Here is a 12,352-nt window from a genome sequence, read left to right on the forward strand (position 1 = left end):
GCCTCGCCCCTTGTTTACTCTATTACGCGTTGTTACGCTTTCTCTGACTGAGGACGTCGGACAACTCATCCTTTTGCTTTTTGGAAGGTTTGTCATACGTCACGGTGTTGAGCTTCTTATTCTTGTGATCGATGATCGCGCGGCGGATCATAACGTAGATCGTAGGCGCGAGGATCAACGAAGAATAGGTACCGCCGATCAAACCGAACATAATCGGCCAAGCGAACTGCTTTAAGCTCGTCACGCCGAAAATACCGAGAAGAAGGACCGGGATCATCGTCGTCAACGAAGAAACGGCGGAACGGGTAAAGGTGGAGTTGACCGCCTCTTCCGTGTACTGTTCGAGGGGGACTTTGCCGACCTTCGGCGCAAGGCGCATATTCTCACGCAAACGGTCGAACACGACGATCGTGTTGTTGATCGAGTACGCGACGATCGTAATGACCGCGGCGACGTAAGTCGTGTTGACTTCGATATGGAAGATGATCGTAAACGCGACCATCATCACGACGTCGTGAATCAAAGCGCAAAGCGCGGAGAGTCCGCTCCAAAGCTCGAAACGGATCGCGATATAGACGAGCATGACCGCAAAGATAACGACGAGAGAAATAATCGCTTTCTTCAAAAGGTCTTTCGCCGAAGACGCGCTGATGGATTCGAGAGAAATATCGTCCGCAGTAATGTTATTATACTTTTCGGCGATCGAATCTTTGAGTTTTTGGTTGGACTCTTCGATATCCGACGCGCTGTTTTGATATTTCAAAAGCACCGCCGCATCCGCTCCGTTTCCGCTCTTTTGGATATAGCTGACGTTAAATCCCTGATCTTCGATCATTTTGCGGAAATCTTTGCTGTAAGTGTCATACGCCGCTTGATCGTCAAGCTCATTTCCGACGGTTACGGTCATAACCGTGCCGCCCGTGAAGTCGATACCGAGATTCATTCCGTTCTCGACGTCCTTACCGACGACGGAAAAGATCGAAAAGACGATGACTGCGACGAGGACGATGACGAGGGGGATCGCAAACCAAATGCGATACTTCGGCAGGAAGTGGACGTTATACGAACTGAGGTCTATTTTTCTGATACTGAAACTCTTGTTGCCCTTAGTCATTTTCGCCGACCTCCTCCAAAGAAGTCAACTCGGCGGAATCACCGTTTCCGGACTCTTCTTTGTTTTTATTATACAAGTTGTAAAGCTTCGGATTCTCTCTGTTGAACGCGAGAAAACTGCTGACGAGAAGCCTCGTTACGACGAGCGCGGTAAAGATACTGATGATGATACCGATCGCAAGCGTAAGCGCGAAGCTCTTGATGCTCGAAGTGCCGAGGAGGTACATTACCAAGCAACCGAGAAGGGTCGTAATGTTACCGTCCATAATCGCGGAGATGGATTTCCGGAAGCCGGAGCGAACCGCCGTCTGAATCGAGATCTCACCCGTTCCGGAGCGATATTCGTCCTTGATACGGGAGAAGATAATGACGTTCGCGTCGACAGCCATACCGATACTGATCAGTACGCCCGCGATACCGGAAAGCGTAAGCTGGACCCACGGGAAGACCGAAAGAATGAAGATGTAGGTGATGATGTAGTAGACAAGCGCGAGACCGGAAGCTACGCCGAGGAGCCTGTAAAGCACGACCAAAAGCAAGATGATGATTCCGATCGCGATCGCGCCGATGATCAAACTCGTGGAGAGAGCGTTCACGCCGAGGGTCGCGGAGATCTCACGGCTTTCGACGAGCTTTAACTCGACGTCGAAAGCACCCGCGAGAAGTTTGGTCGCCATTTCGCTCGCCGCCGTGTAGCTCGAAGCCCATTCGGCGCTCGTAATGATCGCGCTGCCGTTCGTAATGACGCTGTTGACCGTCGGACCCATAACCCATTCGCCGTTGATCCAAACGTTCAACGCTTTGCCGTTGAGTTCGGTCGTCGCTTTTGCGAAACGATCGGTGCCGTAGCTGTCGAACTTGATCGCGACGACGTAGTTATTATCGTTATCAACGCTGACGTACGCGTCTTCGAGGTTTTTACCCGTGACCCACAAGCCTTCGTCCGTAAGCTCTTCATCCTTCCCTTCCGAACGGAATTCGAGGCTGGACGGCGTGCCGATCAAATTGAAAAGGGTTTCGGGATCGGACACGTCCGGAACTTCGACCCTGATGCGCTCGTCGCCGACTTTGCTGACGGACGCTTCGGTATAGCCTTTGTCATAGAGCATCTTGGAAAGCTGCTCGACCGTCCCGTCCATACGAGAGCTCAGGTTCTTCGTGTCGGAAGAATTGGCTTCGAAAACGGCGTAGACGCCGCCTTTCATATCCAGACCCAAGCTGATCGTCTTGGGGTAAGCGATATAGTCCCAAACTCCGAGCTCGCCGTTATCGAGGGAGACGAACGCGAAAACCGCTCCCGCGGCGATCAAGATCCCGATCACGATGAAAACGGCGATCGCCTTTCCCTTCGTCATCTTGGGACCGGAGTTCATTTCTTTCGGTATGTTCCTGTTCACAAGTAGAGCCTCCTAAAATATCAGAGTAACAATTATTTATTATATAAATAACTTAACTGTAAGTCAATGCTTTTCACGCATTTTTTTCTCGACCGCATAGATGCCGAGAGAGCATTCGAGACGCTTTTTCATCATTTCGCATCCCGCGCCGTAAGGCGTCATAAGATCTTTTTCGTAATAATGCGAAGCGGCAACGCAACCGCCGCTGCAATAATACTTGGCGAAACAGTTCTCGCATTTTTTCTTGTTATTTACGGTAATTTCCGCAAAAGTTTGCTGCAAAGAAGGATCGAATTCTCCCGTCAGGACGTTCCCGATCTTATAACCCTCTTCCCCTACGAACTGATGGCAGGGATAGATATCTCCGATCGGAGAAACGGCAAGATACCCGCAACCGGCGGAGCAACCCGAAAGCCTCTTCATAATGCAGGGGCCTTCCTCCATATCGATCATAAAATGGAAGAAGTTGAACCATTTGCCCGAAGAGCGGCGGTCGATATAGGCTTCGGCGAGTTTATCATACTCCTTCAAAACCGCGCCGACTTTATCCGCGGTGATCGCCATCGGATTATCCTCGGGAAGGACGACCGGTTCGACGGAAATTTGGTCGAAGCCCGCGTCCGCCAAAGCGAGGACGTCGGAAGCAAAATCGAGATTGTACGCCGTAAAGGTCCCGCGGATATAATAGCGTTTGTCTCCGCGAACCGCGCGGAATTTCTTTGCGTTGCTCAGGATCAAAGGATATGCGTCCGCCCCGTTTCTCGTCTGACGCACGCGATTATGCACGCATTCGCGCCCGTCTATACTGATGACGACGTTATCCATCTCCCGATTGAGATATTCGATATTCTCGTCGTTCAACAAAAGCGCGTTCGTCGTCATCGTAAAAGAAAACTCTTTCCCGACTTCCGCGGCGCGGCGCCTTCCGTACTCGACCGTGTGTTTGACGACGCCCATATTCATCAAGGGTTCGCCGCCGAAAAAGTCGATTTCGAGATTATGGCGCGATCCGCTTTTCGCGAGAAGAAGCTCGACCGCGGCTTCCGCGACTTCTTTCGTCATATAATCGCGCGCGGTATTATACGTCCCCTCTTTCGCGAAACAATACTTACACTTCAAGTTGCAATCGTGGCAAACGTGCAGGCAAAGCGCTTTTACGACGTAAGATTTTTTATAAGGGAACGTTTCGTCCTTCCCGAGAAGACCTTGGGATTCGAGCTCCGCAGCTTCGGAAAGGATCTCGGAAACGGTCGCTTCGGGTAACGCGGAAAAGTCCGCAAGTTCCTGCGGACTTAACTCTTCGTATTTGTTTTTCAAAACGAGATACGCGCTGCGATCTACCGAATGCAAACTGTTGCTGAACGGATGGTAGATCAAATAAAAAGTTTCTCCTTTATAAATAAAGGGGAAACAATGTGTGATTAGCCTCATTGAAAATCAAAGTTGCTCTTTCTTTTCGACCGTGTTGATCCTTTCTTCCTGCTTGCAGGTTTGGTTGCCGACGGTGCAGCTCGTCTTGCAGGCGGATTGGCAACTGGATTGGCATTCGCCGCATCCGATAACGGAGGACTTTCTTTCGGTTTTTGCGATCGTGCTGATATGCTTCATAATGATCTCCTTGACTCGGCGGATTCCCGCCGTTTTATTCTGAGAAAATTATAGCATAAAAAACCGTTTTATATCAAGCGATTTTCGCGCTCTTTTTAACGTTCACGACAAGGATCCCGCAAACGACGCCGACCGCCGCGCCCGTTACGAAGTCGAGCGGCGAAAGGTTTTTCCAAGAAAGGCTTCCGGAAATCAGCGAAAAGACAAGGAAGGAAAAGACGACGTACAACACGCCCGCGATCAATCCTTTGAGCCAGCCCGCCGAGCCGCCCTTTTTGAATCCGACGAACGCGCCGATCAAGACGCTGACGATCTTGATTCCCTGATTGACGTAAGCGATCCCCTTTTCCCCGATATCGGTCGATTTGACGATCAAAGCGAAAATCAAAACGAAGATCATCGAGCACAGGATCGCGACAACGACCGTTTTAACGATATCCAAAACCCATCTGACTGCACTTTTTTCCATAAGCACCTCCGATAATTCATACGCGTCGGGCTACGGATTTATGAATAAAAAAAAGAAGCGCGTCGTAAAACGGCGCGCGGTCTTTCTTTTTCGAAATACGGAGCAATCAGATCGAATCGTCCTCTTTCTTATCGTCGTTCGCTTCGGTCGCGTCCGCGGTGTTTTCCGCATCGACGTCGCCTTCGGCGGGTTTCTCGACTTGGTTGCCCGCGGTTTGCGGAGCATCGAGGTTCAAGCCGATGCCTTCGCGATTGATGACGATGATAACGGGAGTGCCCTTCGCGCCGATGTCGACTTCGATGGTGTTATCCGTGTTGATCGCGACGACGGTTCCGACGAGCCTGCCGATCGTCATGATACGCGTTCCGACTTTGATCGCGTTTTGCATTTCCTGATACTCTTTCTGCTTCTTCTTTTGCGGGATAATGGAAATCGCCATCATACCGACGAAAAGGACGAGAAGCACAACGATCATAATCCAATTTCCTGGGTTTGCAGCTGCAATAATTCCGGTCATAGTTTATCTCCTTTAACAGATACTGGTAAAATTATACACTACGCAAGCGCATTTAACAAGCATATTTTCGAAAAATACCGAATTCCGCTCGTTCCGCCGCCCCGATTTCGGTCGAATTTTCCGACCTACATTTGATATTGATCGAAAAATTCCTTTACGAAATCGCCGAAACGGTCTTCGACGATCGCCTGTTTTATTTGATTCGTCAAGCGGTGCAACGCGCGAATGTTATGGATCGAGAGAAGTCTCCCGCCGAAAATCTCGTCCGACGTGATCAAATGGCGAACGTACGCTTTCGTGTAATTGCGGCAACAGTAGCAATCGCACCCCTCTTCAACCGGGGAGAAATCCTCTTTGTATTTCGCGTTGCGGAGATTCAAGTCGCCCGCGAGCGTCATCGCCGTCCCGTTTCTCGCGATCCTCGTCGGAAGCACGCAATCGAACATATCGATGCCGCGAAGCACTCCTTCGACGATACAATCCATACTCCCGACGCCCATCAAATACCTCGGCATATCTTTCGGGAGAAGCGGGTTCAAAAGATCGAGCATTTCATACATAACGGGCTTGGGTTCGCCGACGCTGAGCCCGCCGATCGCGATCCCGCATTTCGCGTAAGGCGCGGTCTTTTTCGCGCTTTCTTCGCGAAGATCCGCATGCACGTTTCCTTGCACGATCGGAAAAAGGATCTGGTCGTCCGTTCCTTTCGCCGCAGCCGCGGAGCGATCAAGCCAATACAGCGTCCGATCCATCGCTTCTTTCGCCTTTTTCTTCGTAACGTCCGGCGAAGTGCATTCGTCAAACGCCATCATAATATCGCTTCCGAGCGCGCGTTGAATCTCGATGGATTTTTCGGGAGAAATGAAGTGATGCGCGCCGCCGTCCAAGGGAGACGCGAATTCGCACCCGTTATCCGTGACTTTACGGAAAGACGAAAGGCTGAAAACCTGAAAACCGCCGCTGTCCGTCAAGATGGGTTTATTCCAACGCATGAATTTATGCAGACCGCCCGCCGCACGAACGACTTCGTGACCGGGGCGAAGATACAAGTGATAGGTATTGGACAAAAGGATCTGCGATCCGACCTCTTCGACTTCTTCCGGCGAAAGCGATTTGACCGTGCCGAGCGTCCCGACCGGCATAAAGACGGGGGTCTCGATGACGCCGTGCGGCGTCGTAAAACGCCCGATCCTCGCGCCCGATTGCTTACAAACTTTCAGTATTTCGTATTTGAATTTTCCGCTCATAGTTTCTCCGTTTTGATATTATAAGATCAAGCACGCGTCGCCGAAGCTGAAAAAGCGATAGCGTTCGTCCACCGCGTGTTTATACGCCGCAAGCGCCGCTTCTCTCCCCATAAATGCGGAAACGAGCATCAAAAGCGTGCTTTCGGGCAAATGGAAATTCGTGATCAGGCAATCGACGATCTTAAATTCGTAGGGCGGATAAATGAAAATATGCGTGTTTCCGCTTCCCGCCGCTACGACGCCTTTTTCGACCGCCGCCGATTCGAGCGTCCGAACGGACGTCGTTCCGACCGAAAAGACCCGCCTGCCTTCCCTTTTCGCGGCGTTGATCTCTTTCGCCGCTTCTTCGGAGATCTCGTAATACTCCTCGTGCATTTTATGATCTTCGATATTCTCCGCTTTGACCGGGCGGAAGGTGGATAACCCGACGTGGAGCAGGATCTCGACGATCTTTACGCCCTTCGCACGGATCTTTTCGAGAAGTTCCTTCGTAAAATGAAGCCCCGCCGTCGGCGCCGCAGCCGATCCGTCGATCTTGCTGTACACCGTCTGATATTTGCTTCCATCTTCGAGTTTTTCTTTGATATACGGCGGGAGAGGCATCGCCCCGACCCTCGCGAGAATATCTTCGAAAACTCCGTCGAAACGGAACTCGACGACCCTTTCGCCCTCGTCGCCGCGATCGGTCACGACGGCGGACAGTTCGGAAGAGAATTCGACTTCCGAGCCGATCTGCAATTTTTTACCCGGGCGAACCAAACATTTCCAATGGGTGTAATCGACGCGCTTCAACAGAAGGAATTCGACTTCGCCCGTGCATCCCTTTCGATGCCCGAGAAGACGGGCGGGAATCACCTTGGTGTTATTGACGACGAGGACGTCGCCCGCTTTCAGGTAGTCGATCACGTCGTAAAAATGCTTATCGGAAAGTTCTCCCGTCTTGCGGTCGATCACCAGCAAACGGGAAGAATCACGCGGCTCCGTGGGGTGCTGCGCGATGAGTTCTTCGGGTAGATCGTAATAAAAGTCACGCGTTTTCATCTTTATTCACGGAATTCGGGTCGACGCTTTCCAAATAAGATTCTTTGGAAGGCGGTACTTTGAAGCCCAAGTGCTTATATGCTGCGGACAGGCAAACTCTTCCGCGCGGCGTGCGCGCGATAAAGCCGAGTTGCATCAGGTAGGGTTCGTAGACGTCCTCGATCGTGGATGCGTCTTCGCCGATCGTTGCGGAAAGCGTTTCGAGCCCGACGGGACCGCCGTTATGCTTTTTGATGATCGTCGTCAGGATCTCGCGGTCGACGCCGTCCAATCCGAGCGCGTCGATCTCCAAAAGATCGAGGCTCCTTTTTGCCGTTTGATGGGTAATGACGCTCTCGTTTTGATACTCGGAAAAATCGCGAACGCGCTTCAAAAGGCGGTTTGCGATACGCGGCGTTCCGCGCGAACGGCTCGCGATCTCGATCGCTGCTTCTTTTTCGATCCCGATTTCGAGAAGACGCGCGCTGCGCGTCACGATCTTCGCGAGATCCTCGGGCTTATAAAGCTCCAAGCGACACATTACGCCGAAACGATCGCGAAGCGGCGCGGTCAACATCCCCGCGCGAGTCGTCGCTCCGATCAAGGTAAACCGTTTCAAGGGGAGACGGATGCTTTTCGCGCTCGGCCCCTTCCCCACGACGAAATCGAGAACGTAATCCTCCATTGCGGGATACAGGATCTCTTCGACAGCGTGAGACAGGCGATGGATCTCATCGATAAAAAGGACGTCGCCTTCATAAAGATTCGTCAGCATCGCGGCAAGATCCGCGGCTTTTTCGATCGCGGGACCGGACGTGACTTTGATCTGCGAATTCATTTCGTTCGCGATGATATGCGCAAGCGTCGTCTTGCCGAGTCCCGGAGGACCGTACAAAAGGACGTGATCGAGCGCTTCTCCGCGCTTTTTGGCGGAATGGATAAAGACGGACAAGTTGGCTTTCACCTTTTCTTGTCCGACGTACTCCGACATCGTTTTCGGACGGAGAGTATTTTCGATCTCTTCGTCTTCCTCTTCGCGGTCGTTCGCGACGATTCGGTCGCCCGTTAAAGCGGCGCTCGTTATAAAGCTGTCGTCGTTTTCAAACATCATTTATCCAACCTTTTGAGAACGTTCATTACGAGTTCGTTTACGTTTTTCGCGTTTTTCCTCTCTCCCGCCACCATCGAATAGGCTTCCGAGCGATTGACGCCGAGCGTCGTCAGAACTTCGAGCGCTTCCTCGATCATCGAATCGTTTTCGGGAACGGAAGCGAACGGAGAATCCGCAAACGCCATTCGTAAGCCGTCTTCTCCGATATTCTCTTTGAGCTCGACGACGATCCTTTCCGCGGTCTTTTTGCCGATGCCTTTGACTTTGGACAACGATTTCGTGTCGCCTGAGACGATTGCCGCCGCAAGGGTCGAAAGCGGCGCGGAAGATAAAATCCCGATCGCCATTTTCGGTCCGACGCCGGAAACGGTGATGAGGCGCAAAAACATTCTTTTTTCGTCGAGAGAGGAAAACCCGAATAAACTCATATCGTCTTCGCGGACGGAAAGATAGAGGTAAAGCTTGACGGTCTCGCCCGCTTTGCCGCATTTCGCGACGGTGAAATTCGAGACGTTGATCTGATATCCGATCCCACCCGCTTCGACGACGATGAATCCGTCGCCGTAACTATCCACTTTTCCGACGATATAAGCGTACATAACTATATTCCGAACAAAGAACCGAATCGGTTCGTCTGCGCATGCGTCAACGCGACGGCAAGCGCGTCCGCGGCGTCATCCGGCTTGGGGATCGCTTGTAAGCGAAGGGTCTGCCGAACGACTTCCTGCATCTGCTTTTTATCCGCGCCGCCCCAACCCGTGATCGCTTGTTTGATCTGATTCGGCGTGTACTCGAAAAGTTTATCCGAATATTCGATCGCGGTCATTAGGATCACGCCGCGCGCTTCCGCGACGGGAATACCCGTCGTCTTGTTATTGGAGAAGAACAGCTCTTCGACGGCGATCTCGTCCGGCTTATAGCGGTCGAAAAGCGTCAAAAGACCCTTATGGATCATTTGCAGTCGAAGGGGCGTTCTGAGCCCGGCGGGCGTGTTGATCACACCGTAATCCAAGGCTTTTACGCGACCTTTCACGCTTTCCACGACGCCGTAACCGACGATCGCGAGCCCGGGATCGATCCCGAGAATGATCACTTACGCACCTGACCTTCGCCGACGACGACGTACTTTTCGCTCGTCAGTTGCTTTAATCCGAGAGGTCCGCGCGCGTGCAATTTCTGCGTGCTGATCGCCATTTCCGCGCCGAAGCCGAATTCGAAGCCGTCCGTAAAGCGGGTACTCGCATTGACGTACACCGCCGCGGAATCGACGCCGACTTGAAACGCTTCGATCGCTTCCGTGCTGTTTGAAAGGATCGCGTCGCTGTGGTGCGTTCCGTACTTATTGATCCTCTCGATCGCTTCTTTATAGCCGCTGACGACTTTAACGGAAAGGGTCAAACCGAGATGCTCGGTGTAATAATCCTCTTCCGTCGCGAGTTCGGCAAGCGGATAGATGCGGCAAGTCTCGTTGCACCCGAGGATTTTGACGCCCTGTTTGGAAAGCCTGTCGAGGCTCTTGGTCAAGAAAGGAGCGGCGATCGCTCTGTCCACGATGAGTTGCTCCGTCGCGTTACAGACGGAAGGACGACTGACTTTCGCGTTGAAAAGGACGTTATCCGCCATTTTGAGATCCGCGGTCTTTTCGACGTAGGTGTGGCAGTTTCCGCCCGCGGATGCGATCACGGGAACCGTCGCGTTCTCCATAACGAATTTTTTAAGACCTTCGCCGCCTCTCGGGATCACGACGTCTACGGTCGCGCTCTGCTTCAACAGTTCCGCCGTGGCTTCGCGCTCGGGTTCGGGGATGAATTGGATGACGTTCGCGTCGTAACCGCCTTTGATCAAAGCGTTCTTCATCGCGTTGAAGATCGCGAGATTGGAATTGATCGCGTCTTTACTGCCGCGGAGAACGACCGCGTTTCCGCTTTTGATCGCAAGCGCGACCGCGTCGCAAGTGACGTTCGGACGAGCTTCGTAGATGATCGCGACGACGCCGAGCGGCGCGCGAACTTTGGAGATCTTCAAGCCGTTCGGAAGCGTCCATTTATCCGTCACTTCGCCGACGGGATCGGGAAGATCCGCGACCGCTTGCACGCCATCGACCATTTGGCGAATGCGGGACTTATAAAGAGTAAGCCTGTCGATCAAGGTTTCTTCTTTTCCGTTTTCTTTCGCGATAAAGAGATCGTCGCTGTTCGCTTCGAGGATCGCGTCCGTCTCGTCGGAGATCCCGCTTGCCATCGCGAGAAGCATCGCGTTCTTCTCGGCGGACGACAGAGTCGCAAGGCGATACGCCGCTTCTTTGGCAAGCGCGCAAGTTTCCGCTACGCTCATTCTTATTCCTCCTCTTCTTCTTCGGGCAAGATCGCGTTATGGAAGACGTTTTGCACGTCGTCGTTCTCCTCGAGCCTGTCGATAAGATTCAAAATCTTCGTCGTCGACGCCTCGTCCGGCGTAACGTAATTTTCGGGGACCATTTCGAGACCGCTCGAAAGGATCTTCAAGCCTTGTTTTTCGAGATTCTCACGAACGGCGGTGTAATTTTGCGGAAGGGTATAAACCTCGAAAACTCCATCGTCGCTTTGGACGTCGTCCGCGCCGGCGTCGAGCGCGAGGAGCATAAAGTCGTCCTCTTCGAGTCCGTCGCCGTCGATCACGATCACGCCCTTTTTGTTAAACATATAAGAGACGCAACCCGTGCTGCCGAGGTTTCCGCCAAATTTATCAAACGCGCAGCGAACGTCGCCCGCGGTTCTGTTCTTATTGTCGGTCAGGGTCTCGACGATGACCGCGACGCCACCCGCCGCGTATCCTTCGTAGGTAATCTCCTCGTAGTTCACGCTGCCGAGCTCGCCCGAAGCCTTTTTGATGCTGCGGAAGATGTTATCGTTCGGCATATTCGCCGCTTTCGCTTTCGCGATAACGTCGCGCAAACGAGAGTTACTGTCGGGGTTGGGGCCGCCCTGTTTGACCGCGATCGCAAGCTCTCTGCCGATCTTGGTAAAGACGTTCGCCCTTGCCGCATCGCCCTTCGCTTTCTTGTTTTTGATGTTTGCCCATTTGCTGTGTCCGGACATATTCGCCTCCTACGTTTACCGTTTATTTTTTCCGAGAACGTACATCGCCACGCCCGCGCTGACGGCGGCGTTAAGCGACTCCATATTCTCCATTGGGATCGAGATTTTTCTTCCCGCGCTTTTGATCTCGGGGCTGACGCCGTGCGCCTCGTTGCCGACGATCAAAGCGATCTTCCTTTCGGGTCGGAACGAAAAAATATCCTCTCCGCCCATATCAAGAACTATTATATCATATAAACTTATATTTTTACTACACAAAAATGACCGTTTGTCGCAAAAAATCGGCTCGATCTTGAAAATCGCGCTCATGCTTGCGCGAACCGCCTTCGGAGAATAGGGATCGGCGGCGTTCAAAAAGACCGCTTGCTTATAGCCTGCGGCGACCGCCGTCCGAAGAATCGCGCCGACGTTACCCGCGTCCGAGACGCCGTCCAAAACGATTGCTTTTTCCGCGGAAAGCTCGGATATATCGAGAGATTTCGGGATCCTTACGATCGCCGCGACTCCGATCGGCGTGACGGTCGACGAGATCCTGTCGAACAGTGAATCGGACAAGACGACTCTCTCGCAGTCGAACCGAGAAGTAAGCGGCTCGAATTCTTCCGCCTTGCTTTCTTTTACGAACATAAAAAGGACGTCCGCATCTTGCGGAATATCCTTAACGAGGTTCGCGCCTTCCGCGAGATAACACCCGTTTTCTTTCCTCCCCTTCGCGCTTTCGAGCGCGCGGAAAAGTTTGACTTTTTCGTTCGATATTGCGGTAACGATCATTCTTCAAAAAAAATGCTTTCGG

The 12,352-nt window shown here is 52.4% G+C and carries 14 protein-coding genes; all 14 read right to left on the reverse strand.

The window, feature by feature from the left end; all coding sequences use genetic code 11:
* Positions 1-22 precede the first annotated feature (22 nt).
* Entirely contained in the window at positions 23-1,114 is a 1,092-nt protein-coding gene (gene secF / locus K5753_00805) for a protein translocase subunit SecF (GenBank protein ID MCR4725742.1), read from the reverse strand.
* Complete coding sequence (gene secD, locus K5753_00810; GenBank protein MCR4725743.1) at positions 1,107-2,510, reverse strand: protein translocase subunit SecD; 1,404 nt, start codon at positions 2,508-2,510, stop codon at positions 1,107-1,109. The genes secF and secD overlap by 8 nt, the downstream gene beginning before the upstream one ends.
* A 63-nt stretch (positions 2,511-2,573) precedes the next feature.
* Complete coding sequence (gene scfB, locus K5753_00815) at positions 2,574-3,941, reverse strand: thioether cross-link-forming SCIFF peptide maturase (protein ID MCR4725744.1); 1,368 nt, start codon at positions 3,939-3,941, stop codon at positions 2,574-2,576.
* Between the two features lie 6 nt (positions 3,942-3,947).
* Entirely contained in the window at positions 3,948-4,118 is a 171-nt protein-coding gene (gene scfA, locus K5753_00820) for a six-cysteine ranthipeptide SCIFF (GenBank protein ID MCR4725745.1), read from the reverse strand.
* Positions 4,119-4,191: 73 nt separating this feature from the next.
* Positions 4,192-4,587 carry a TIGR04086 family membrane protein gene (locus K5753_00825; protein ID MCR4725746.1) on the reverse strand — a complete coding sequence of 132 codons (396 nt, stop codon included), beginning with the start codon at positions 4,585-4,587 and terminating at the stop codon, positions 4,192-4,194.
* 106 nt (positions 4,588-4,693) lie between these two features.
* Positions 4,694-5,062, reverse strand: a complete 369-nt coding sequence (gene yajC / locus K5753_00830; protein ID MCR4725747.1) for a preprotein translocase subunit YajC — start codon at positions 5,060-5,062, stop codon at positions 4,694-4,696.
* A 167-nt stretch (positions 5,063-5,229) separates the two neighbouring features.
* Complete coding sequence (gene tgt / locus K5753_00835; protein ID MCR4725748.1) at positions 5,230-6,351, reverse strand: tRNA guanosine(34) transglycosylase Tgt; 1,122 nt, start codon at positions 6,349-6,351, stop codon at positions 5,230-5,232.
* 18 nt (positions 6,352-6,369) lie between these two features.
* Positions 6,370-7,392, reverse strand: a complete 1,023-nt coding sequence (gene queA, locus K5753_00840) for a tRNA preQ1(34) S-adenosylmethionine ribosyltransferase-isomerase QueA (GenBank protein ID MCR4725749.1) — start codon at positions 7,390-7,392, stop codon at positions 6,370-6,372.
* Positions 7,379-8,479: a Holliday junction branch migration DNA helicase RuvB gene (gene ruvB, locus K5753_00845; protein ID MCR4725750.1), complete on the reverse strand. Its 1,101-nt coding sequence runs from the start codon at positions 8,477-8,479 to the stop codon at positions 7,379-7,381. Before ruvB ends, queA begins: the two co-directional genes overlap by 14 nt.
* Entirely contained in the window at positions 8,479-9,081 is a 603-nt protein-coding gene (gene ruvA / locus K5753_00850; protein ID MCR4725751.1) for a Holliday junction branch migration protein RuvA, read from the reverse strand. The genes ruvB and ruvA overlap by 1 nt, the downstream gene beginning before the upstream one ends.
* 2 nt (positions 9,082-9,083) lie before the next feature.
* On the reverse strand, positions 9,084-9,575 hold the full coding sequence (ruvC, locus tag K5753_00855; GenBank protein ID MCR4725752.1) for a crossover junction endodeoxyribonuclease RuvC: 492 nt from the start codon (positions 9,573-9,575) through the stop codon (positions 9,084-9,086).
* Complete coding sequence (locus K5753_00860; GenBank protein MCR4725753.1) at positions 9,572-10,816, reverse strand: glutamate-5-semialdehyde dehydrogenase; 1,245 nt, start codon at positions 10,814-10,816, stop codon at positions 9,572-9,574. The genes ruvC and K5753_00860 overlap by 4 nt, the downstream gene beginning before the upstream one ends.
* A 2-nt stretch (positions 10,817-10,818) precedes the next feature.
* Positions 10,819-11,559, reverse strand: a complete 741-nt coding sequence (locus K5753_00865) for a YebC/PmpR family DNA-binding transcriptional regulator (protein ID MCR4725754.1) — start codon at positions 11,557-11,559, stop codon at positions 10,819-10,821.
* A gap of 15 nt (positions 11,560-11,574) precedes the next feature.
* The gene (locus K5753_00870) at positions 11,575-12,330 is read right to left on the reverse strand and encodes an RNA methyltransferase (protein MCR4725755.1); all 756 of its coding nucleotides are present in this window, start codon (positions 12,328-12,330) and stop codon (positions 11,575-11,577) included.
* Positions 12,331-12,352 lie beyond the last annotated feature (22 nt).

It is taken from the genome of Clostridia bacterium, from assembly GCA_024685775.1.
Taxonomy (GTDB): domain Bacteria; phylum Bacillota; class Clostridia; order Christensenellales; family CAG-1252; genus CAG-1252.